This window comes from Streptacidiphilus albus JL83 (assembly GCF_000744705.1).
Taxonomy (GTDB): domain Bacteria; phylum Actinomycetota; class Actinomycetes; order Streptomycetales; family Streptomycetaceae; genus Streptacidiphilus; species Streptacidiphilus albus.
Genome location: NZ_JQML01000001.1, coordinates 5,535,154 through 5,557,744 on the forward strand (window position 1 = coordinate 5,535,154; position 22,591 = coordinate 5,557,744).

Here is a 22,591-nt window from a genome sequence, read left to right on the forward strand (position 1 = left end):
TCGGATACGGGTCCCGGTCCCCCGGAGTATGGCAACTCGTCAGTAGCCTTTGGCAATACCCGTGCCGGTAAAGCCTGATGCCGGTGCGCCCCCTGGGGCCAGGACGACAGGGGGCGCAGCCGGCGCGCAGGGCACGACTACTGCGCGAATCCTTATTAGGAAAGTTTCCTAACCAGATGTGATTACAGAGTGAACCCCTGCGGGCACCGCGTCAAGAGCCCTACTCGGGAACGTTGTCGAAGGGCGCGACCAGCTGCCGCAGCAGGCCCGCCAGGTCCGCGCGCTGAGTCGTCGACAACTCCGCGAGCAGTGCCCGTTCGTGGGCCAGTAGCCCGGCCAGGGCCTCGTCCGCGCGATCCCGTCCGGACTCGGTGAGCCGCACCAGCACGCCCCGTCGGTCGCCCGGGTCGGGCAGCCGCTGGACCAAGTCCTTGCCGGCCAGTCGGTCGATCCGGTTGGTCATCGTGCCCGAGGTCACCAGGGTCTGCGTCAGCAGCTGGCCCGGGGAGAGCTGGTAGGGGGAGCCGGCCCGGCGCAGCGCGGTCAGCACGTCGAACTCCCAGGGCTCCAGGCTGTGCTCCGCGAAGGCGGTCCGACGGGCCCGGTCCAGATGGCGCGCCAAGCGGCTGATGCGGCTGAGTACCTCGAGCGGTTCCACGTCGAGGTCCGGGCGCTCGCGGCGCCACGCGCTGACCAATCGGTCGACCTCGTCCTCCATGGCATCAGTGTAGTGGTGGATGTGTCGATGTGAAGTCTCTTGACATCAAGAAACTGCTGTGGGCAGACTCGAAGTATCTTGATGTCGAGATATCTCGGGGGGCGGCCCCGCCCCGAGGCACATCCCGATCGCACCGGACCAGCAGCCGACCAGCAGCACGACCTTGCGGAGCAGACCATGACCAGCACCACCTGGGACCCCGCCCAGTACCTCCGTCACGCCGACCACCGCAGCCGCCCCTTCCACGACCTCGTCAACCGCATCCCCACCACCCCCCGACGCGTGACCGACCTCGGCTGCGGACCCGGCAACACCACTGCCACCCTCACCGACCGCTGGCCCGACGCCACCATCACCGGCGTCGACAACTCCACCGCCATGGTCGAACGCGCCCGCCACGACCACCCCGGCATCCGGTTCACCCTCGGCGACATCGCCACCCACCGACCCGACACCGACCTGCTGCTCTCCAATGCCGCGCTCCAGTGGGTCCCCGACCACGCCGAGCTCTTCCCCCGCTGGATCGACGCCCTCCCGGCCGGCGGCACCTTCGCCTTCCAGGTCCCCGGGAACTTCGGCTCCCCGACCCACACCCTCCTCGCCGACCTCAGGAACACCCCCCGCTGGGCCGGCCGCCTCGCCGACACCGAGCGCCCCGGCGTCCTCGAACCCGCCGAGTACCTCCACCGCCTCGCCGACCTCCACTGCACCGTCGACGCCTGGGAGACCACCTACCTGCAGGTCCTCACCGGACCGCACGACACCCCCGGCGGCCCCGTCCTCGACTGGATGCTCGGCACCGGGCTGCGCCCCGCCCTCGACGCCCTCCCCGACCCGGAGGAGCGCGCGGCCTTCCTCGCCGAGTACGGCGAGCTGCTCGACCACGCCTACCCGGCCACCCCGCACGGCACCGTGCTGCCCTACCGCCGTATCTTCGTCATCGCCGTGAAGCAGTGATCGTGGTGAAGCAGTGAGTCCGCGCAGCAGTGAGTCCGCGCAGCAGTGATCCCGCGCAGCACTGAGCCCGCGCAGCAGTGACCCCGCGCGGCACTGAGCCCGCGCAGCCGGTCATCGCCATCGGGCGCGGCCGTCGGACGCCCGCCCGCACCCGCCATGTACAGGAGTGCAGAACATGATCATCGCCCTCGACCACGTCCAGCTCGCCGCACCGCCCGGCAGCGAGGACCTCCTCCGTGCCTACTACGCGGACATCCTCGGCCTCACCGAGATCCCCAAGCCCCCCGTCCTCGCCGCCCGCGGCGGCTGCTGGTTCCAGAGCGGGACCGTCCAGATCCACATCGGCGTCGAGGACCCCTTCATCCCCGCCCGCAAGGCCCACCCCGCACTCCGGATCCAGGGCATCCACGCCTACGCCGCCCGTATCGCCGAGCTCGGCGCAGCCGTCACCTGGGACGACAACCTCCCCGGACACGACCGCTTCTACTCGCACGACCCGGTCGGCAACCGCATCGAATTCCTCGAACCCCACCCCGCAGCGACCCCCGCCGCCACCCCCGCCACCCCCGACCAGCCCGGCGCCCCCGCCCAGGACTAGTTCTTCCGACGACCCACCAACTGCGGCCGCCGCTCCATCCCCTCCAGACCGTGCCAGGCCAGATTCACCAGATGCGCCACCACCTCGGCCTTCTTCGGCTTCCGCACATCGAGCCACCACTGACCGGTCAGCGCGACCATCCCCACCAGCATCTGCGCATACATCGGCGCCAGCTTCGCGTCGTACCCACGCGACTTGAACTCGTGCCCCAGGATGTCCTCGACCTGCGTCGCAATGTCGTTGATCAACGAAGCGAAGGTCCCCGTCGACTGCGCCACCGGCGAATCCCGCACCAGGATCCGGAAGCCGTCCGTCGACGTCTCGATGTAGTCCAGCAGCGCGAAGGCCGCCTCCTCGCACAACTCCCGCGGATGCCCCCCGGTCAACGACCCCGTGACCATGTCCATCAGCAGCTGCATCTCGCGGTCCACCACCACCGCGTACAGCCCCTCCTTCCCCCCGAAGTGCTCGTACACCACCGGCTTCGACACCCCGGCCTTCGCCGCGATCTCCTCCACCGACGTCGCCTCGTACCCCCGCTCCGCGAAAAGCGCCCGCCCCACGTCCAACAGCTGCTCACGCCGCTGCTTCCCGCTCATCCGCACACGGGCAGCCCGCCCGCCCGCAGCCGGGGCCCTGCGCGCACGGGCCGCCTTCGCGGGGACCGCTGGAACGCCTGCATCCCCTGAACCACCGCTGCTGTCACTCACAGGACCATCATGCCGCCCGCCGCGCCGCAACCCGCTCCGGGCTCGGCCAGCGGACGTCCCGGGCCCACCCCGCCAGCTCGAACCAGCGGATCAGCCGCGCCGACGAATCCACCTGCCCACGCAGCACCCCGTGCCGGGCCGAGGTGGGATCCGAGTGGTGCAGGTTGTGCCAGGACTCCCCGCAGGAGAGCACCGCCAGCCAGGCCACATTGCCCGACCGGTCCCGCGACTTGAACGGCCGCCGCCCCGTGGCATGGCAGATCGAGTTGATCGCCCAGGTCACGTGGTGCAGCAGCGACACCCGCACCAGCGAGCCCCAGAAGAACGCCGTCGCCGCCCCCTGCCACGACCAGCCCCACAGCCCGCCCACCAACGGCGGGATCAGCAGCGAGACCACCGTGAACAGCCCGAACTGCCGCGACACCCAGGACACGTCCCGGTCCTGCACCAGGTCCGGTGCGTAGGTCTGCTGCGGAGTCTGCTCCTCGTCGAACAGCCAGCCGAGGTGCGCCCAGTACAGGCCCTTCAGCAGGGCCGGCACCGTCTCCCCGTAGCGCCACGGCGAGTGCGGATCACCCTCCTTGTCGGAGAACTTGTGGTGCCGGCGGTGGTCGGCCACCCAGCGCACCACCGGGCCCTCGATCGCCAGACTCCCGGCCACCGCCAGCGCGATCTTCAGCGCGCGGTTCGCCTTGAAGGACCCATGGGTGAAGAAGCGGTGGAAGCCGACGGTGACCCCGTGGCAGGCGGTGAAGTACATCACCACCATGATCACGACATCGTGCCAGCCCAGCCCCCAGCCCCAGGCCACCGGCACGGCGGCCAGCAGCGCCAGGAACGGCACCAGGATGAACGAGCCCAGCGCGAACTGCTCCGCGAATCCCTTGGTCTCACCGCCCCGCGTCGCCGAAGGAACCGAATCGGGACGTCGCGGCGGAAGCACGGCAGTCGCCGCAGCGACCGGCTCTTCGGACGATGGACTGGTCATCTCGCACAACCTCGGCAGGTGAGAAGGGGAGAAGGGAAAGTCGGGCACGTCCCTACGGGTCCGTAACCTACGGCATCGTAGGTTGATTGCCCGGCCACGACGGCGCTCAATCGCCCCCGGGCGTGGCGAGGACGAAACCGCCGCGCGACGGTGGCGTGACCGACACGAGGACATGAGTCGTCGGGCCGGTCCGATGTTCCGCACCGTGGCCGGATTCACTCGATCGTGTGATCGGGATTGGTTCTCCCGATCTCACAGGGAACTCACAGGAAGAGTGGCCCCATGACCACTCACCTCCCGCCCCGGCCCACGCCCACCACCCCCGAGGACACCGAAGCGCAGCTCCGCGAACAGGCCATCGCGCTGCGCCGGGCCGGCTTGAGCCGACGTCAGATCCGTGACGAGCTCAAGCTCTGGAACAACGACAAGCTCAACCGCTTCCTCCGCAACGAGCCCCCACCCGAGTGGACCAGGCGCCCCAACGCCAAGGACGACCTGCGCGCGAAGGCCCGCGCGCTGCGGGCGGAGGGCAAGACCTACGACCAGATCCAGGAGGCGCTGGGGGTGTCGCGGAGCTCGGTCTCGCTCTGGGTCCGTGATCTTCCCCGGCCTCCGCGCCGCAAGCCACCGGGGGACCGGCAGGAGTACATGGAGCGGGAGTACTGGGCGCCTCGGCGCGAGCAGCGAGAACTGGAGCGGCAGGCGGTGAAGGAAGGGGCGACGGCGGAGGTCGGCCGGATGTCCGAGCGTGAGCTGTTCCTGATCGGGGTGGCGCTCTACTGGTCCGAGGGGGCCAAGGACAAGCCGTACTCGCGCAGGGAGTGCGTCACGCTGATCAACAGCGATCCGGGGCTGGTCCGGGTCTACCTGGCCTGGCTGGACCTGCTCGGCGTCGACCGCTCGGCGCTGCGCTTCCGGTTGTCGATCCACGAGTCGGCCGATGTGGCGACGGCGGAGCGGTTCTGGGTCGATCTCGTGGGAGTGCCGGTGGCCGATCTCCAGCGTCCGAGCCTCAAGAAGCACAATCCGAAGACCCGAAGGCTCAATACCTCGGCCCAGTACACGGGCTGCCTGGTGATTAAGGTGCTCGGCGGAGCTGATCTGTACCGTCGCATTGAGGGCTGGTGGTACGGCATAGTAGGAGGCACGCAGGCACGTAGCGGGCCGACAGGAAGTCCTTGATGTCCGCTTTGTAGCTGTAATTCCGCTGTGGTGTAACTTGGCAGCACACGGGGTTTTGGTCCCCTTAGTCCAGGTTCAAATCCTGGCAGCGGAGCTCTATGCCTTCTGGCAGGGGTCAGTGTCGGTTCGAGACCTGACCCCGCGGCTCGTTCGGCGGTTGTCCAACCCCCGCTATCCTCGAACCGTTCGGGCACGCCTGTGCGATACCCCTGCGGTAGTGGCGGCCCGGCGTCTGTGCACCCTCCCCCCTCCCGTGACGCCGAGGAGCCATCACCCGTGAGCCCGAACCCGCCGGCCGCCGTCATCGTTCTCGCCGCCGGCGAGGGCACCCGGATGAAGTCGGCCGCGCTGCCGAAGGTCCTGCACACCCTCTGCGGGCGCAGCCTGGTCGGCCACGCCGTCGCCGCCGCGCAGGAGCTGACGCCGGAGCACCTGGTCGTGGTGGTGGGCCATATGCGGGACAAGGTCGCCGCGCACCTCGCCGAGACCGACCCCTCGGTCCGGGCCGTGGTGCAGCAGGAGCAGCTCGGCACGGGCCATGCGGTGCGGGTGGCGCTGGAGGCGCTGGCGGCCGACGGGGTGGTGCTGGACGGCACGGTGGTCGTGAGCTACGGCGATGTCCCGCTGCTGACGGCGGCGACGCTGCGTCAGCTGACGGCCGCGCATCTGGCGGACGGCAACGCGGTGACGGTGCTGACGGCGGAGGTGCCGGACCCGGCCGGGTACGGGCGGATCCTCCGCGCCGCCGACGGCGCGGTGCAGGCGATCGTCGAGCACAAGGACGCGAGCGACGCGGAGCGGGCGATCGCGGAGATCAACTCCGGGGTCTACGCCTTCGACGGCAAGCTGCTGGCCGAGGGCCTGGGCGAGGTGCGGACCGACAACAGCCAGGGCGAGGAGTACCTCACCGATGTGCTGGGGATCCTCCGGGAGTCCGGGCACCGGGTCGGCGCCCTGGTGGCGGACGACTTCCGGGACATTCTGGGGATCAACGACCGGGTGCAGCTCGCGGAGACCCGTCGGATCATGAACGACCGGCTGCTGGACGCGGCGATGCGGGCCGGGGTGACGGTGGTGGACCCGGCGACGACCTGGCTGGACGTCCAGGTGACCTTCGAGCGGGACGCGGTCGTGCTGCCCAACACCCAGCTCCAGGGGTCGACCAGCCTGGGTGAGGGGTCCGAGGTGGGTCCGAACTGCACGCTGAAGGACACCCGGGTGGGCGCGGGCGCGCATGTGAGTAATGCCACAGCTGATCGCGCGGTCGTGGGTGCCGGCGCGGAGGTCGGTCCTTATGCCTACCTGCGTCCCGGAACGGTCCTCGGTGAGCGCTCGAAGGCGGGCACCTACGTCGAGATGAAGAACGCGGTCGTCGGCGCCGGCAGCAAGGTGCCGCACCTGTCGTACGTGGGCGACGCCACGATCGGTGAGGGGACGAACATCGGGGCGGCGTCCGTCTTCGTGAACTACGACGGCGTCAACAAGCACCACACGACCATCGGCAGCCACTGCCGCACCGGCTCGGACAACATGTTCGTCGCGCCGGTGACGGTCGGGGACGGGGTCTACACGGCGGCCGGCTCGGTGATCTACAAGGACGTTCCCGCAGGTGCGCTCGGGGTCACCCGGCCGCAGCAGCGCAACGTCGAGGGCTGGGTCGAGCGCAAGCGGCCGGGGACCGCGGCTGCCGCCGCGGCGGCTGCGGCGCGGGCCGGGCAGACCTCGACGGAGGACCCGGAGGCGACGGAAGCTGCTCCCGGCGCGTAACCTGGGGGACATCCAAGCGCCTCGGACGTGAGTCGTCCCCGGGTGCGCCAGCCAACCCCCACAGCAGCTAAGCCGCGCGCTGCGGCAGGTCCAGCGCGCGTCAGCAACGAGGAGACGGTGCAGTGACCGGGATCAAAACGTCCGGTGAGAAGAATTTGATGCTCTTCTCCGGCCGCGCACACCCCGAGTTGGCCCGGGAGGTGGCGGAGCAGCTGGGTGTGGACATTGTTCCGACCAAGGCTCTGGACTTCGCCAACGGTGAGATCTATGTCCGCTACGAGGAGTCCGTCCGCGGCGCCGACGCCTTTGTGCTGCAGAGCCACACGGCTCCGATCAACCAGTGGATCATGGAGCAGCTCATCATGATCGACGCCCTGAAGCGGGCGTCGGTGAAGAGCATCACCGTGATCATGCCGTTCTACGGCTACGCCCGTCAGGACAAGAAGCACCTGGGTCGGGAGCCGATCTCGGCGCGGCTGATAGCTGACCTCCTGAAGCAGGCGGGTGCGGACCGGCTGATGTCGGTGGACCTGCACACGGCGCAGATCCAGGGGTTCTTCGACGGCCCGGTGGACCACCTGTTCGCGCTGCCGCTGCTGGCGGACTACGTGGGCGGCAAGGTGGATCGGGACCGGCTGACGATCGTGTCGCCGGACGCGGGCCGGGTGCGGGTGGCGGACCAGTGGTCGGACCGGCTGGGTGCGCCGCTGGCGATCATCCACAAGCGGCGTGACCCGAACGTGGCGAACAAGGTGATGTCGGCCGAGGTCGTCGGTGATGTGCGGGACCGTGTCTGCGTGCTGGTCGACGACATGATCGACACTGGTGGCACCATCTGTGCGGCGGCGGATGCGCTGTTCGAGCAGGGTGCGGCCGACGTGATCGTGGCGGCGACGCACGGGGTGCTGTCGGGTGCGGCGACCGATCGTCTGAAGAACTCGCGGGCGAGCGAGTTCGTGTTCACCAACACCCTGCCGACGCCGGGTGAGCTGCAGCTGGACAAGGTGACGACGCTGTCGATCGCGCCGCTGATCGCGCGGGCGATCCGTGAGGTCTTCGACGACGGTTCGGTGACGAGCCTGTTCGAGGGCGTCTGACGGATATCGGGCGCGTGCGTGTGACGCTCGTCGCCCGGGTGGCGGTAGCCGCCTGATCGTTTTGGGTCCCTCGCCGGGTCTGGGCTATGCTCAGGAAACTGCCCGGCGAGGGAGTCCCGTTTGCGTGTGACTCCGTGATCGACGCGCTGCACCGCTGTTACAGCGGATTGTTGTGCGAGATGCCGCCGGGCGACTCATCCCAGTTCTTTCGGGTGAGGTTCTGCCGGTGGCTTTCTTCGTTTTCGGGGACGGTCGGTCCGGTCGGCGCCCGCCCCGTTTCCGAGGAGTGCCGTCATGGCCGAGATCCGTCTTGCAGCTGAGCCCCGCAACGAGTTCGGCAAGGGTGCGGCCCGTCGTGCCCGCCGCGCCGGCCTGGTGCCCGCCGTCGTCTACGGCCACGGTGTCGACCCGGTCCACGTCAACCTGCCGAGCCACGCGCTGATGCTGGCGCTGAAGACCCCGAACGTGCTGCTGTCGCTGCCGATCGACGGCAAGGACGAGTTCGTGCTGCCGAAGGCCGTGCAGCGGGACGCGATCAAGCGCAACATCAAGCACGTCGACCTGCTGCTGGTGAAGCGCGGCGAGAAGGTCACCGTCGAGATCCAGATCCTGACCGAGGGCGAGCTGGCCCCGGGCGGGAACCTGCTGGAGCACATCCTGAACACCCTGCCGCTGGAGGCCGAGGCCACCCACCTGCCCGAGTCGGTCACCGTGTCGGTGGCGGGCCTGGAGTCCGGCAACGCGATCCTGGCGAAGGACATCCAGCTGCCGAAGGGCGCGACCCTGGCCGTGGACCCGGAGACCGTGGTCCTGCAGGTCGTGTCGGCGCAGGTCGAGGCTCCGGCCGAGGGCACCGACGAGGCTGCCGCCGAGGCCTGATCCCTCCCGGTTCTCCTTCGCTGCCCCGGCCGTGTTCCCACCGGCCGGGGCAGCGGTGTCTTCGCAGGCGGCGGAGGCGGTGCGGCAGTGTCGTTGGTTGATGGGCTGGGATTCGAACGTGCCGAGTTCCGAGTGGGCCGGTGCTGAGGGAGGATGTCGCGGGTGAGCGAGGAACTGGACGGTCCGTGGCTGGTCGTGGGTCTGGGCAATCCCGGCCCCGAGTACGCGGGGAACCGGCACAACATCGGTTTCATGGTGGCTGATCTGCTGGCGGGGCGGATGGGTGCGCGGTTCAAGGCGCACAAGAGCCGCAACCAGGTCGCCGAGGGGCGGCTGGCGGGGCGGCGGGTGGTGCTGGCGAAGCCGCTGTCCTTCATGAACCTCTCGGGTGGACCGGTGACGGCGCTGCGGGATTTCTACAAGGTGCCGGTGGACCGGTTGGTGGTGGTCCACGACGAGCTGGACATCGACTATGCGGCGCTGCGGCTGAAGAAGGGCGGCGGCGACAACGGCCACAACGGGCTGAAGTCGCTGACGAAGTCGCTGGGGCCCGACTACTTCCGGGTCCGGGCCGGGGTGGGGCGTCCGCCGGGGCGGATGGAGGTCGCGGACTTCGTGCTGAAGGACTTCTCCTCGACCGAGCGCAAGGAGTTGGACTGGTTCGTGGACCGGGCGGCGGATGCCGTGGAGGCGCTGCTGACGGAGGGCCTGGAGCGGGCGCAGACGACGTACAACTCCTGACCGCGGGTCGGGGGGCCGACCGCGGCGGTCCGATCCGTACGGCCCGACTGTCGCCGTGGGACCGCCGCCGCGCGACTGCCGCCGCCCGACCGCCGCCGCGCGGCTGCCGCCGCCCGACCGCCGCCGCGCGGCTGCCGCCGCCCGACGGCCCGGCCCGATCCCGGGGGCTCCGGCGCCACCGTGATCGGGTCGGCGGTGGCGGCGGGGTCGCGGCGGGGTCGCGCCGGGGTCGCGGCGTGCGGGATTCGGCGGATTCTTACCTGCCGTGGACCTTCCCGGGGCGAGGGGGCGCGGGTTGCGACTCGGCTGTGGGCGGGCTGGACGGTCCGGGCGAGGGTCCTCCCTGACGCTGGTCAGGCTGCCAAATCGTATACATGCCACCGCAGTTGATCTGAAGGTCAGTGGTGCTCCGGTGAAGAACTTCGCGGCGCGGCCATGAAATTTTTGATGCTTGTCTGCTTTGGTGACAATTGACATCCCTTGACTGGCAATTGACGATGTGATGTGTCCCTGAGAGGTGTGTGTCTCCTGGGACTGTGCACATCGGAAGTAGTTCAGTGAGGGGAAACATGTCCATATCCCGGCGTGCCGTGACGGCGCGCTCCCTTGGTGTCACCGCTGCTGCGGCGGCGATCGCCTTGGGTGCTGCCGGCACCGCCTTCGCCTGCAACGCAGCGGACTTCACTCCGTCGGTCAGTTGCAACCAGGCGACGGGCCAGGCGCAGATCACGGTCACCGAGTCGGCGACCTACGGCGCCACGGTCTCGGTCTTCACCGACGCGGCCGAGCAGAACCAGGTGGGTACCACCCAGCAGATTGCCCCGGTCGACGAGGGCACGCCCAAGCCCGCGGTGGTTGACGTGCCGTGGCAGAAGACCGGTCCCTGGACCATCAAGGTCGTCGCCACCGACAACAACACCCCGCACACGTTCAAGCTGTCGCTGGCCGCGCCCAGCGGTGACTGCGCCGCGCCCGCGCCGTCGAAGAGCGCGACGCCCCCCGCCTCGCCCTCTCCGTCCGCGAGCGTGTCGGCCACGGCCACCAGCAAGGCCCCGGCTCCGTCCGCCTCGGCCAGCGCGTCGCCGAGCAAGTCGGCCACGGCCACTGCTTCGCCGAGCGCCTCGGCGTCGACCGGTGCGGCTCTCGCCGAGACCGGTGGCGGCAGCGACAGTGGGATGCTGCTGGGCATCGCCGCCGGTCTGGTCGTGCTGGGCGGTGGCGCGGTGTTCGTCGTGCGTCGCCGTGCGGCTGCGGGTCGCCACTGATCAGCACCCTGCTGACGGGCCGACGGCCCGCCTCCCCGGCCGGAAGTGGGCGGGGAGGCGGGCCGTCGGTGTGTCGGTCGGTACTGCCGGTCAGCCGGTGTTGCGGAGGCCGGCCGCGATGCCGTTGACGGTGAGCAGCAGCGCGCGGGCGCGGAGCGGGTCGTCCTCGACGCCGTTGGCGGCGTCCTCGCGCTGACGGCGGAGCAGGGCCACCTGGAGGTAGGAGATCGGGTCGAGGTAGGCGTCCCGGATGGCGAAGGTCTGCTTGAGCACCGGGGTGTGTTCGAGGAGGTCGTTCTCGCCGCTGACGCGGAGGACCTCCTTGAGGGTGAGCGCGTGTTCGGCCTCGATGAGGTCGAAGATGTGCTTGAGCTCGTCGGGGACGAGCTGGTCGACGTAGTGGCGGGCGATCCGCAGGTCGGTCTTGGCCAGCGTCATCGCGACGTTGGAGATGAAGTTGCGGAAGAAGTGCCACTCGCTGTGCATTTCTTCGAGGATGTCGCCGAGTCCGGCGTCGCGGGCGGCGGCGAGGCCGGAGCCGACGCCGTACCAGCCGGGGACGATCTGCCGGGACTGGGTCCAGCCGAAGACCCAGGGGATGGCGCGGAGCCCGTCGAGGCCGGCGCCGCTGTCGGGGCGGCGGCTGGGGCGGGAGCCGAGGTGGAGCGAGGCGAGCTGGTCGACCGGGGTGGCCGCGAAGAAGTAGGACGGGAGGTCGGGGTCCTCGACCAGCCGGCGGTAGGCGGTGTGGGCGCCGTCGGAGACGGTGTCCATGGTCGCGTCCCAGCGGGACAGGGCTTCCGCGGACTGCCGGGGGGCGGTGTGGAGGGCGCTGGCCTCCAGGGTCGCGGAGACGGTGAGTTCGAGGTTCTCCCGGGCCAGGGCCGGGATGAGGTACTTGTCGGAGATGACCTCGCCCTGCTCGGTGACCTTGATCTCGCCTTCGAGGGTGCCGTAGGGCTGGGCGAGGATGGCCTCGTGGGAGGGGCCGCCGCCGCGCCCGACGGTGCCGCCGCGGCCGTGGAAGAGCCGGAGCCGGATGCCGTAGCGGTGGGCGACGTCGCGGAGCCGGCGCTGGGCCCGGTGGATCTCCCACTGGCTGGTGGTGATGCCACCGAACTTGCTGGAGTCGGAGTAGCCGAGCATGACCTCCTGGACGTCGCCGCGCAGCGAGACCAGCAGCCGGTAGGAGGGGTCGCGCAGCATCTCGTCGAGGATGGTGTCGGCGGCGCGGAGCTCGTCGGTGGTCTCCAGCAGCGGGACGATGCCGATCTTGGCGATGCCGGCGTGGAGGTCGATCAGTCCGGCCTCGCGGGCGAGGACGGTGGCGGCGAAGACGTCGTCGGCGCCCTGGCACATGGAGATGATGTAGCTCTCGACGATCTCCGGGCCGAAGCGCTCGAAGGCGTCGCGGACGGTCTGGAAGACGCCGAGGGTCTTGGTGCCGAGGGCGTCGAGCGGGGCGGGGCTGGGCGCGAGCGGGCGGCGGGACTTGAGCTCCTTGGCGAGCAGCCGCTGCCGGTACTCGCGGGGCATGTCGGTGTAGCGCCAGGCCTCCTCGCCGAGGCGGTCGAAGAGCTGGCCCAGGGTGTGGTGGTGGGCGTCGGCGTGCTCGCGGACGTCCATGGTGGCGAGCTGGAGGCCGAAGGCGGCGACGGTGCGGATGGCGCGGTTGAGCCGTCCGTCGGCGACGAGCTGGCCGCGGTGCTCGCGCAGGGAGTCCTGGATGACCTGGAGGTCGGCGAGCAGCGGGGCGGTGCCGAGGTAGTCGCGGCCCTCGACGTGGGGGGTGCCGTTGGCGAGCCGGGCGCGGGTGTTCTCCAGCTTCTGCCGGATGCAGGTGGCCTTGAGCCGGTAGGGCTCCTCGGCGTTCATCCGCTTGTAGCGGGGGCTGATCTCGGGGAGCTGGTCGAGGTCCGCGTCGAGGCTGGCGAGCAGCGCGTCGCTGGCGCCGGAGAGCCTGACCGAGTTGGAGAGCGCGGCGCGGAGGTCGTCGACGACGTCGAGGGCGTCCTTGATGCCGTACTCGTGCTGGAGCACCAGGACGTCGAGGGTGACGGCGGGGGTGACGTTGGGGTTGCCGTCGCGGTCGCCGCCGATCCAGGTGCCGAAGGTCAGCGGGCGGACGCCGGGCGGGAGTTCGATGCCGACCCGGGCGAGTTCCTCGTTGAGCTCCTCAAGGACGTCGGGGACGGCGCGCTTGTAGAGCTCGTCGAGGTAGTAGATCGCGTTGCGGGCCTCGTCGGCGGGCTCGGGGCGGGCGATCCGGAGCTCGTCGGTCTGCCAGAGCAGGTCGATGACCTCGGCGAGGCGGCGGTCGGCCTGGCGGCGTCCGCTGGGCCGGGTGGGGGTGTCGGTCTGTTCGAGGAGTTCGGCGATCCGACGGAGCTTGGTGAGGACGCTGCGGCGGGCGGCCTCGGTGGGGTGGGCGGTGAAGACCGGCCGGACGGCGAGGTGCGCGAGGGTGTCGGCGAGCTGCTGCGGATCGGCGCCGGCGAGCTTGTCGGCGGTGCGGGCGAGCAGGGAGCCTTCCTGGGCGCGGAGGACGCCCACCTCGCGGCCGCGGTGGACCTGTTCGGTCACGTTGGCGAGGTGGAAGTAGGTGGAGAAGGCCCGGACGAGCTTGGCCGCGGTCTCGACGTCGGTCTCTTCGAGGAGCGCGGAGGCGGCGGCGCTGTCGCTGCGGGTGAGGGCGCGGACCTCCTCGACGAGGTCGAGCAGTTCCTGGCCCTCCTGGCGGACCAGGGTCTGGCCGAGGAGCTCGCCGAGGCGGCGGATGTCGGCGCGGAGGGCGGCGTTGTCGGCCTCGACGGGACTGCTGTCGACAGGTGCGGTGGCGGGGGTGGCGCTGCGGGCTTCGGCGGTGGTTGAGGCCGAGGTGACGGTCTCGTGGGCGCTGCTCACGCTGGTGCTCCCTTGCAGGTGGGTGGGGCATCGGCTCTGCGGACCGCGCTGTCCGACGCGACCAGCATAGGTGTGGGCATTGCCGGGGCCGAGGCGGCATTCGTATGCCGGACACGGGTCGTGGCGGGTCGGACCCGCTTGGGGGGCTAACCCCCACGACCGGCGGATGGTCCTTCCGTAGGCTGGGTCCATGAGCATGGCGACGCCCTTGACGGGCGCGGGGGAGTCGGCGGGGCTGTGGCCGCGTCGGCGGAGTATGTGGTTCGACCTGGTGGTCGCGGGTACGGCGGCGGTCGAGTGCGTGATCGGTGCGGCGGCGTTCGTCCGGAACCAGGGGTTCGGCGTGGGCTGGATGGTCGCGGTGGGGGTGTTCGGACTGTTCGCGAGTCTGACGCTGCTGCTGCGGCGGCGCTGGCCGCTGCTGCCGGTGGTGGCCGCGCTGTCGACGATTCCGCTGCAGTCGGGCTACGTACTGCTGATGGTGGGTCTGTACACGCTGGGCGCGTACCGGCCGGAGGGGGTGGCCGCGCGGTTCTCGGAGCGGCGGGCGATGTCGCTGCTGTGCGCGGTGGCGATCGCGGAGACGACGCTGGTGTCGGCGTTGACGATCGGCACCCAGCAGACGGAGGCGCTGCACAACGGCGTGCCGGAGTACGTGCTGCTGATCATGTCGGTGCTGGTGGCGGTGGGGATCACGGTCGCGCCGACGATGCTGGGCCTGTACGTGGGGGCGCGGCGGCGGTACTGGGAGGCGTTGAGCGAGCGCGCGGAGGGCCTGGAGACGGAGCTGGCGCTGCTGGCGGAGCAGGCGAGCGAGCGGGCGCAGCGCGCGCAGGTGGAGGAGCGGGCGCGGATCGCCCGGGAGATGCACGACGTGGTGGCGCACCGGGTGAGCCTGATGGTGGTGCACGCGGGGGCGCTGGAGCGGGTGGTGCACCGGGATCCGGACCGGGCGGCGGAGAGCGCGAAGCTGATGGGGGACATCGGCCGGCAGGCGCTGGACGAGTTGCGGCAGATCCTGGGAGTGCTGCGGACGGTGGAGTCCTCGCCGGTGAGCGGGCGGGAGGCGGCGGCGGTGCTGGCGGTGCCGACCTCGGACGGGCCGGGGCTCGGCGACATTCCGCGGCTGGTGGACGAGTCGCGGGCGACGGGGCTGCGGGTGCGGCTGACCGTGGGGGGCGCGCGTCGGGCGTTGAGCGCGGACACCGAGCGGACGGCGTACCGGGTGGTGCAGGAGGCGCTGACCAATGTGCTGAAGCATGCGCCGGGGGCGGATGCGGAGGTGGTGGTGGCGTACGTGCCGGGCGGTGTGGCGCTGGCGGTGTCCAACAGCTGCCCGCTGGGCGACGGTCCGCCGGCCGGCCGTTCGCTGCCGAGCGGGGGGAACGGGCTGGTCGGGATGGAGGAGCGGGTGACCGCGCTGGGCGGGGTGTTCTCGGCCGGGGCGACCGGTGAGGGCGGGTTCCGGGTGGAGGCGAAGCTGTCGGTGGCACGGTAGCGGGGCAGTCCAGCCGTGTGCCACAATGCCTGCGACAATGCATTGGCACAATGCATGGGACAAAGTGAGCGCGGGGGTGGCCGTCGATGAGCGGTGCGGTGGTGGTGGGACTGGTCGCCGGGGCGGGGATGGTCCTGGGGACGGTCGTCGGCTGGCTGCGGCTGCGCCGGGACGCCCCGGCGGCGCGCTTCCGGCGGGCGGACCGGTGGGCCAGGGAGGCCGACCTCGCCCTGCCGCCGGAACTGGTGGCGCCGCTGTCGGACCGGCTGCGCCGGCGGGCCATGGCGACGGCGGTCGGCATGGCGGTGCTGGTGGCCCCGGTCTGGGGGATCACCGCCTGGTACAACGTCTCGCGGAAGCTCTACGCCTCGCCGTCGCCGTTCACCGGGCCGGGGCTGGTGGTCGTGGTGTTCGTGCCGACGCTGCTGGTCGGCGTCCTGGCGCACCTGTGGGACGTCGGGCACCAGCAGCGGCGGCCCGGCCCACGGGTGGCCCGCCTGGAGCGGGTGCGGCTCGGGAACGTGCTGCCGCTGTGGGCGATCCGGCTGACCCGGGGTGCGGCCGTGCTGCCCCCGCTGGCCGGCGCCGGGACCCAGCTGTGGCTCCAGCACTGCGGCTACGCCCGTGGGGCGGAGCTCTACGGATACGGCGCGGTGCTGCTGCTGTGCGTCCTCGGCGTCAACCTGGTCGAGCGGCAGCAGACGGTGGTCCTCAACGGGCCGCAGCGGGCCGGTTCGCCGCAGGAGCTCGCCTTCGACGACGCCCTGCGGATCCAGACGGCGCTGATCCTCGGCGCGCTGCTGCCGGGCCTCTCCTGCCTGGCGTCCAGCCTGCTGCTGCAGTCGGTGTTCGACGCCGTTCCCTACGGCAGCACCGCGGGCCCGGACGCCCTGTACCCCTGGGTGCTGCTCAGCGTCGGCTGCACGGTGGGCCACCTGCTGATCGCGCGTCGGGCCGGCCGCCGGTACTACCGTGGTACGACGCCGGGGCTCCCTCCGGTCGAACCGCCGACCCCGGAGACCGTCCCGTGCTGATCGCCCTCGACCCCGCGTCGCCCGTGCCGCCGTTCGAGCAGATCCGGGCGCAGATCGCCGAGCTCGCCCGCAGCGGGGCGGCGCCGGTCGGGATGCGGCTGCCGACGGTGCGGCGGCTGGCGGAGGACCTGGGGCTGGCGGTGAACACCGTCGCCAAGGCGTACCGGGAGCTGGAGGCCGCCGGGGTGGTGGAGACCCGGGGCAGGCACGGCACCGTCGTGGCTGCCTCCGGCGACTCCTCGCGCCGGGCCGCCGCCCAGGGCGCGGCGGTGTACGCGGGGCTGGTGCGCGGCCTGGGCGTACCGCTCGACGAGGCCCGCGCGGTGGTGGACGCGGCGCTGCGGGACGCCTACGGCGAGGCCGGGGCCGTGGCGGGAGCCGGGCCGGCGGCGACCCGGCTGCCCTGACGGCCCGGTGCGCGGCCCGGCGAGCGGCCCGGAAGACGGATTCAGAGCGCGGCCCGGCGCGCGGATCAGAGCGCGTCGGCCAGGAACTGCAGCCGTTCCGGCGCGGTGCCGGTGATCAGCGCGGTCAGCGCCTGGTCCATGGTCCGGCCGAGGTACCACTCGCCGGTGTGGTCCAGGCTGTAGACCCGGCCCTCGGCGTCGATGACCAGCAGGGCCTGGCCGCCGCGCTCCTCGCCGAGCGGGGCCAGCGGCAGGTCCAGGGCCCGGCCGAGGTCGGCGAGGGTGCGCGGCTGGTGCAGGCCGGCCAGCGGGTTGATGGTGAACGGGGTGCGGGCGTGGTCCCGGCCGCCGCCCTCCAGGTCCACCGTCAGACCGCCGAACTCCGACCAGGCTTCGACGGCGGCCGGGAAGACCGAGTGCCGGGGGCCGTCCGGGGACTCGTGGTTGATCAGGGCGTCCGCCCACTGCTCGGCCCGGGGCAGCTGCCGACGGCCGGGGAACCAGCCCGCCTGGGTGAGCACGGAGGCGGCTTCGGCGGGAAATCGGACGTCCATGGCGGTGGTTCCGTTCTGAGCGGTTCTGGTCGGCCCGGTGGGGGCGCCGCCGGAGCGGTGCGGGCCGAGGAGGTGCGGTCAGGCTGTCGGGAGAGTCCGGGTGCCGGGCGGGTCAGGCGGCGGGCAGCACGACGGTCTGCACCCCGAAGTGGGCGAGCAGCGCCGTGCAGGAGCGGCAGGGCGGCTGGTGGGTGCCGTGCGCGGGGTCTCCCACCTCGCGTATCCGCACAGTCGTCATCCGGGCCCCGCGCAGGGACTTCCGGGCGTCCGACTCGGTGAAGGGCTTGCGGGAGGCCCGCTTGGAGCGGCTCGCCTCGGCGCCGCCGAAGAACTGGGAGAGCAGCACCGTTTCCGGGCAGCGGCCGGTGAAGCGCTCCCGCTGGGCCGACGGCAGGGCGTCCAGGAACTCGGCGACCAGGGGGTGCAGCGGCGGGGGCGTCCCGTTCTTCTCGCCCACGTGGGTGTGGGTGTCGCCGCGCACGGAGAGGGCGGCGGCCACTATGGGCATCAGACTGTCCCGGCGCTGCCGCAGGAGTGGTGCGGCGGTCGTCGGTTGGCGTGCTTCGGTGTCCACGTCGGTAGGTCCTCACTGTCCTCGCGCACGGCGGAGCAGGGACACTTGCCGCGCGGCAGCCCCCGTCGGTGAGGGCCGCCCACCGCTGCTGCAAGGGTCCAGCTTGCCAAATGCCCACTATGCGAGGGAAGTCGGGGTGCGGATCCGGGCGTGCGCGGGCAGCGCCCGGGCTTCCGGCACAGGCGGAGATCCGGAGGCTGGACGCAGCCCCTAGTCTTGGACCGGCAGCCAGTTCCAGCAGGGGGCAACTCGATGACGACAGGTCGGCCCAACGCGGCCTACGCCGGGCAGGTCGTGCACTTCCCCGATCCGTTGCGGTCCACCGCATACCCGAACGGGGTCCGGGTCGACGGCCGGGGTTTTCCGGACTTCGGTCCTTATGCGCGGGCGGTGGCCGAGGTCGCCGACCCGCCCGCCGGCTTCGGCGTGGACGAGTTGCGGCTGACCGACTACGTGTCGGCGAATGCCGCGCTCCACGCCTCCGGCCATGAATTGTGGGCTGACGCGGAGTCACCGGTGGTCACCCCGGCCGGGTGGACCTGGCACCACTCGGTCGGACCGGCCCAGCCGGGCAGCCGCCGGATGGAGCTGGTCCCGGTCGAGGTGAAATCGCTGCTCCGGCACCACGGCGGGCTGGTGCTGTCCACCGCCGACCATGCCAAGCGCGGCACCCGTCCGCTGCAGGAGCGGCGGCCGGTGCACTTCCCGTTGGCGCCGCTGCAGCCGCCGACCGGGGTCGCGGCCCCGGAGGGCGCGGAGTCGGCCGAGGGTGCGACCGCCGGCGGCGTCAGCGAGGCGCGGGTGCAGTCGGCCGAGGAGGGCCTCGGCTACAGCCTGCCGGGTGCGTTCCGGACGTTCCTGAAGGCGGCCGGCGGGCTGGCGCCCAAGGGCGTGGCGCTGAACACGGAGTTCGGCATCCTGGTCGACCAGCCGTTCCTCACGCTCGGTCAGGAGCGCTCCGTCAACGACCTGGTGTATGCCAACAAGTGCCTGCGCGACCATCTGACCAAGGACTACCTCGGCATCGGCTACGCCCAGGGCGGGCTGATCGCACTGAAGGTCAAGGGCGGCTCGATCGGCACGGTGTGGTTCCTGCCGCACGACGACGCCCGGGACGACGGCAGTCCGGAGCTGACGCCGGACCGGCGCTGCGAGCGGCTGCTGCTCCCCTGCGGCAACGACTTCGACGACTTCCTGCTGCGGCTCGCGGGCAGCCCGCCCGAGCTGCAGACAGTGGCACAGCTGATGGTGGACGGCGGCTTCGCCCGCGCCGTCCCGGTGGAGGGGTGAGCCGGGCGTGGTGACCTACGCGGACGCGCAGCAGCGCGCCGAGCAGTGGATCAATGAGGGTGTGCCCTCGTACCAGCGCCGCGAGGTGCGGGTGCGGGAGTTCGACCTGGGCTTCGTGGCCTGGGCGGTGGACCGCGCGGACGGTCCGGCGTCGGACGGCGGCGCGGTGCGGATGGTGATCTCCCGGGAGACCGGGGCGACCACGCTGTGGCCGGCCCTGCCGATCAACGACGTGGTGCGCCGCTACGAGGAGGCCTACGGCCGCCCGGTCGGCGCCACCCCGGCCCGGATGCCCTCGCCGCCGGACGCGGAGGCGGCGGAGGCGACGTCCTTCCTGCTGAGTCCGCCGCAGTGGCTGAAGGAGGCCGGGGAGGCGGCGATCGCCGCCGAGGCGGTCCGGCCGCCGGCCAACCTCTGGGGCCCGGGCGAGCGCACGCCCACCCCGTCGGTTGCGCCGGCCCCGAACGCGTCGGTCGCCCCGGAGGAGGAGCCGGCCCTGCTGGTGGCCCCGCCGGTGTCGCCGGGTCCGCCCGGCGAGGTGCCGACGATGCTGGCCCCGCCGTCCCCGCCGCAGGCCCAGTCGCAGCAGCAGTTCCGGCCGGAGTTCCGGCCGCCGCCGCAGCCCCCGGTGCAGCAGCAGCCCCCGGTGCAGCCGCCGCAGCCCGCGCCCTCGCTGGACTACGCGCCGACGATGCTGGCCGCCCCGCCGGTCGCGCCGCCGCAGGCACCGGACGGGCCGCGGCCCGCGCCCGACCGTCCGCTGCCCAACGGCCCCCTGTCCCACCAGGCGGCACCCGTCCAGGCCCCGTCGCACCAGGCCCCGTCGCACCAGGCGCCGCCGCACCAGGCGCCGCCGCACCAGGCGCCGCCGCCCCCGCCGCCGTCGCTGCGCCCGCAGACTCCTCCGCCCGCGGTGCCGCAGTCGCCCTCGGTGCCGCCGAACTCGCCGCCCCCGCCGCCGTCGGCGCCGCTGGGTGCCGACGAGGCGGACAGCTATGTCCCGACGCAGTTCGCCGCAGCCCTGGACCTGGGCCTGAACGCCCCCGACCGGCGCGGCGGGTCGGTGCCTCCGCCGCCGCCCCCGCCGGTGCCCTTCGGCCCGCAGTCGCCGCAGTCCGGCCGGGCCGTGCCGCCGCCCTCGACCGGGCCGGTGCAACTGCCTCCGGCGCCGACCGTGCCGACCGTCGGCCCGGGCTACATGGCGGTGCTCCGCTACCGCGGCCCGGACGGCTCCGAGCAGCAGATCATCCAGCGTTCGACGCCGGGGATGCCGCACCCGGAGTGGCAGATCCTGCAGGAGGTCCGGCGCCTGAACGTGCCGCCGGAGCAGGTGCTGGAGCTGCACACGGAGCTGGAGAGCTGCGACCTGCCGGCCGGCTACTGCCGCCGGATGGTGCAGGAGGCCTGGCCCAACGTCCGGGTGTCGAGCAACGCCGCCTACGGGCGGGACCGGGCGGCGCGGCAGCGCGGGATCCAGCTGCTGCTGGAGCACCATGCCGAGCTGCACACCCATGCGGCGGGTCCGGTGCCGCAGCGCTCGCTGCGGGCGCCGCTTCCCGCCCCGGGCTCGGTCCCGCCCCCGCCGCAGCTGCCGCCGCAGGCGCTCGCGGACGAGCTGGTGCAGGCCTTCGGCGCGCAGAACGTGTTCCGCTACGAGCCGCAGGCGGTGTCCCGCCAGGGCGTGCCCGAGGTGGTGTCGATGGCGCTGACCTGGGCCGGCCTGCCGATGGACTTCGGCCCGTTCTTCTGGGGGCAGGGCCAGCCGGGCCGTCCGGTGCCGACGTTGGCCGAGCTCGCGGCGGAGCGCGGGGTCATGGCGGGTCCGGACGCCGGCACCTACCTGGTGCTGGGCAACGACTACGGCCGCCAGCTCTGCGTCCAGTACGGGACTGCGGCGATCGTGGCGGTGGACCTGGGGACGCCGGCGCAGCCGGCGGGCCCGGAGGCCACGCAGCCGCGGTTCGTCAACAGCGGGCTGCCGGAGTTCATCCGCTCGCTGGCCGTGCTCGGCCGGCTGTGGCGCTACCGGTTCGGGCTGACGCCGGATCAGGCCGGCCGGTGGACGACCGACCTCCAGACCCAGTTGGCGGCGGTGGACCCGGCCGCCCTGGCCGACCCGGAGAGCTGGTGGGCGGTGCTGCTGGAGCAGTTGTGGGACGGCTTGTTCTGAGCTGAGGGTGTCGGTCCTCTCGGGCGCAGGATGGATCTGTGCAAAATGGATCAGATATTGATCATTTGCATCGATGATCCATTCAACGGACGAGAGGACCAGCCCAATGAGCGACGCCGTCTCTCCGCACGGCTTCACCGTCACCCGTCGTGGATACGAGGTTCGCCAGGTCGAGCAGGCCGTCGGCCAGGTCACCGCCGAGCGGGACCGGGCCTGGCAGCGGCTGTCCGACCTGGGTGAGGAGACGCGCAGGCTGGAGCGGGAGCTCGACGGCGTCGTCCGGGCCGTGGCCGAGGCGGCGCCGCCGGCCTTCGGCGAGCTGGGTGAGCGCGCCCAGCGGCTGCTCGCCCTGGCGGAGGACCAGGCGGCGGCGCTGGCCGACGAGGCGGCGCGGCTCGCCGAGGAGCTGCGGGACACCGCCCGGGCGGAGGCCGAGCGGGAGGAGAACGAGGCCGCGGCCTACGGGAGCGAGGTCCGGGCCGAGGCCGACCAGTACGCCGAGCGCGAGCTGGCGTGGGCCGAGGAACAGGCCCGGACCGGGATGGCGGAGGCGGTCCGGGAGGCCAGGGTGCTGCTGGACGCGGCCGAGGCGGACGTGGCCGCGACCCGGGCCCGCGCGGCGGGGGAGTCCCGCGAGGCCCACGCCGAGCTGGCCGCCAAGCAGCTGGCCGCCGACGAGGAGCAGGACGCGGTGGAGGCCGAGGTCACTGCCTGGGAGGATGCGGCCACGGCCAAGGTGGAGCGGCTGCTGGGCGAGGCGGAGCGGCACGGCCGGGCGATGCGCGCCCGCGCCGCCGACGTCGAGGCCGAGGCCGGGATGCAGGCGGAGCGCCTGGTCGAGGCCGCGCACCGGGAGGCGGAGCGGATCGGCGCGGCCTCGGCGCGTGAGGAGGAGGCCTTCGCCGAGCAGCGGAGCGAGGTCCGCGCCCATCTGGACCACATCCGGCAGACGCTGATGGTGCTGACCGGCGCGGTCGTGCCCGGGCCGGACGAGGACGAGGAAGAGACCAGGGGCGAGGTCAGGGGCGAGGTCGGGGTCGGGGTCGGGGCGGAGCTCGAACCGGCACCCGGGGCCGAGCCGGAGGACGGGCCTGAGGCCGAGCCCGAGGCCGAGCCGGGGGCCGAGGCAGGCGGGCCTGCGGGGGCGCAGGCCGGGTGACCCGGGCGGCCGTCGTCCCCAGGCTGTGGACAACTTCGCGGCCGGCGCGGGACCGGACGGCACGCGGACGGGTGGAAAACGGTCGGGCGGCCTGTCGGG

At 72.2% G+C, this 22,591-nt stretch carries 20 protein-coding genes and 1 tRNA gene; 15 read left to right on the plus strand and 6 right to left on the minus strand.

Going from position 1 to position 22,591, the window contains the following annotated elements; genetic code table 11:
• Window positions 1–220: 220 nt before the first annotated feature.
• Window positions 221–718, minus strand: coding sequence for a MarR family winged helix-turn-helix transcriptional regulator (locus tag BS75_RS24215; protein ID WP_034089747.1), 498 nt, complete (start codon window positions 716–718; stop codon window positions 221–223).
• Between the two features lie 177 nt (window positions 719–895).
• Between BS75_RS24215 and BS75_RS24220 the strand changes: the two genes are divergently transcribed.
• On the plus strand, window positions 896–1,675 hold the full coding sequence (locus BS75_RS24220) for a methyltransferase domain-containing protein (RefSeq protein WP_034089748.1): 780 nt from the start codon (window positions 896–898) through the stop codon (window positions 1,673–1,675).
• A 175-nt stretch (window positions 1,676–1,850) separates the two neighbouring features.
• Window positions 1,851–2,273, plus strand: coding sequence for a VOC family protein (locus tag BS75_RS24225; protein ID WP_042440049.1), 423 nt, complete (start codon window positions 1,851–1,853; stop codon window positions 2,271–2,273).
• Here BS75_RS24225 and BS75_RS24230 read toward each other — a convergent pair.
• A complete protein-coding gene (locus tag BS75_RS24230) occupies window positions 2,270–2,983 on the minus strand; it encodes a TetR/AcrR family transcriptional regulator (RefSeq protein WP_052069664.1) in 714 nt (237 codons plus the stop codon). The genes BS75_RS24225 and BS75_RS24230 overlap by 4 nt on opposite strands.
• A gap of 7 nt (window positions 2,984–2,990) precedes the next feature.
• Entirely contained in the window at window positions 2,991–3,971 is a 981-nt protein-coding gene (locus BS75_RS24235) for an acyl-CoA desaturase (protein ID WP_034089750.1), read from the minus strand.
• A gap of 282 nt (window positions 3,972–4,253) precedes the next feature.
• On the opposite strand from BS75_RS24235, the gene BS75_RS24240 reads away from it, so the two are divergent.
• The 7 genes from BS75_RS24240 (at window position 4,254) to BS75_RS24270 (ending at window position 10,902) form a co-directional block, all read left to right on the plus strand.
• A complete protein-coding gene (locus tag BS75_RS24240) occupies window positions 4,254–5,153 on the plus strand; it encodes a helix-turn-helix domain-containing protein (RefSeq protein WP_042440054.1) in 900 nt (299 codons plus the stop codon).
• A 21-nt stretch (window positions 5,154–5,174) separates the two neighbouring features.
• Window positions 5,175–5,247, plus strand: a tRNA-Gln gene (locus BS75_RS24245).
• Window positions 5,248–5,429: 182 nt separating this feature from the next.
• On the plus strand, window positions 5,430–6,920 hold the full coding sequence (glmU, locus tag BS75_RS24250; RefSeq protein ID WP_034089751.1) for a bifunctional UDP-N-acetylglucosamine diphosphorylase/glucosamine-1-phosphate N-acetyltransferase GlmU: 1,491 nt from the start codon (window positions 5,430–5,432) through the stop codon (window positions 6,918–6,920).
• A gap of 122 nt (window positions 6,921–7,042) precedes the next feature.
• Entirely contained in the window at window positions 7,043–8,017 is a 975-nt protein-coding gene (locus tag BS75_RS24255) for a ribose-phosphate diphosphokinase (RefSeq protein ID WP_034089752.1), read from the plus strand.
• Between the two features lie 294 nt (window positions 8,018–8,311).
• Window positions 8,312–8,896, plus strand: coding sequence for a 50S ribosomal protein L25/general stress protein Ctc (locus tag BS75_RS24260; protein ID WP_034089753.1), 585 nt, complete (start codon window positions 8,312–8,314; stop codon window positions 8,894–8,896).
• Window positions 8,897–9,058: 162 nt separating this feature from the next.
• Complete coding sequence (pth, locus tag BS75_RS24265) at window positions 9,059–9,637, plus strand: aminoacyl-tRNA hydrolase (protein ID WP_034089754.1); 579 nt, start codon at window positions 9,059–9,061, stop codon at window positions 9,635–9,637.
• Between the two features lie 569 nt (window positions 9,638–10,206).
• Window positions 10,207–10,902: an LAETG motif-containing sortase-dependent surface protein gene (locus tag BS75_RS24270; RefSeq protein WP_034089755.1), complete on the plus strand. Its 696-nt coding sequence runs from the start codon at window positions 10,207–10,209 to the stop codon at window positions 10,900–10,902.
• A gap of 90 nt (window positions 10,903–10,992) precedes the next feature.
• Here the strand turns inward: BS75_RS24270 and ppc are convergent, their stop codons facing one another.
• The gene (ppc, locus tag BS75_RS24275) at window positions 10,993–13,680 is read right to left on the minus strand and encodes a phosphoenolpyruvate carboxylase (RefSeq protein WP_042440070.1); all 2,688 of its coding nucleotides are present in this window, start codon (window positions 13,678–13,680) and stop codon (window positions 10,993–10,995) included.
• Window positions 13,681–13,996: 316 nt separating this feature from the next.
• Between ppc and BS75_RS24280 the strand changes: the two genes are divergently transcribed.
• The 3 genes from BS75_RS24280 (at window position 13,997) to BS75_RS50565 (ending at window position 16,745) form a co-directional block, all read left to right on the plus strand.
• On the plus strand, window positions 13,997–15,304 hold the full coding sequence (locus tag BS75_RS24280; protein WP_231607884.1) for a sensor histidine kinase: 1,308 nt from the start codon (window positions 13,997–13,999) through the stop codon (window positions 15,302–15,304).
• 86 nt (window positions 15,305–15,390) lie between these two features.
• Window positions 15,391–16,338: a hypothetical protein gene (locus BS75_RS24285; RefSeq protein WP_152646191.1), complete on the plus strand. Its 948-nt coding sequence runs from the start codon at window positions 15,391–15,393 to the stop codon at window positions 16,336–16,338.
• Window positions 16,332–16,745, plus strand: coding sequence for a GntR family transcriptional regulator (locus BS75_RS50565; RefSeq protein WP_063771575.1), 414 nt, complete (start codon window positions 16,332–16,334; stop codon window positions 16,743–16,745). Before BS75_RS24285 ends, BS75_RS50565 begins: the two co-directional genes overlap by 7 nt.
• 65 nt (window positions 16,746–16,810) lie before the next feature.
• On the opposite strand, the gene BS75_RS24295 is transcribed toward BS75_RS50565, so the two are convergent.
• Both BS75_RS24295 and BS75_RS24300 read right to left on the minus strand, forming a co-directional pair.
• Window positions 16,811–17,299 carry an SUKH-3 domain-containing protein gene (locus BS75_RS24295; RefSeq protein ID WP_034089759.1) on the minus strand — a complete coding sequence of 163 codons (489 nt, stop codon included), beginning with the start codon at window positions 17,297–17,299 and terminating at the stop codon, window positions 16,811–16,813.
• A gap of 112 nt (window positions 17,300–17,411) precedes the next feature.
• Window positions 17,412–17,873: a YwqJ-related putative deaminase gene (locus tag BS75_RS24300; protein ID WP_042440058.1), complete on the minus strand. Its 462-nt coding sequence runs from the start codon at window positions 17,871–17,873 to the stop codon at window positions 17,412–17,414.
• A gap of 252 nt (window positions 17,874–18,125) precedes the next feature.
• Between BS75_RS24300 and BS75_RS24305 the strand changes: the two genes are divergently transcribed.
• The 3 genes from BS75_RS24305 (at window position 18,126) to BS75_RS44740 (ending at window position 22,492) form a co-directional block, all read left to right on the plus strand.
• A complete protein-coding gene (locus BS75_RS24305; protein WP_034089760.1) occupies window positions 18,126–19,163 on the plus strand; it encodes an SMI1/KNR4 family protein in 1,038 nt (345 codons plus the stop codon).
• A gap of 7 nt (window positions 19,164–19,170) precedes the next feature.
• The gene (locus BS75_RS24310) at window positions 19,171–21,333 is read left to right on the plus strand and encodes an SUKH-4 family immunity protein (protein WP_034089761.1); all 2,163 of its coding nucleotides are present in this window, start codon (window positions 19,171–19,173) and stop codon (window positions 21,331–21,333) included.
• A gap of 106 nt (window positions 21,334–21,439) precedes the next feature.
• Window positions 21,440–22,492, plus strand: coding sequence for a hypothetical protein (locus BS75_RS44740; RefSeq protein ID WP_052069667.1), 1,053 nt, complete (start codon window positions 21,440–21,442; stop codon window positions 22,490–22,492).
• The last annotated feature ends 99 nt before the right edge of the window (window positions 22,493–22,591 follow it).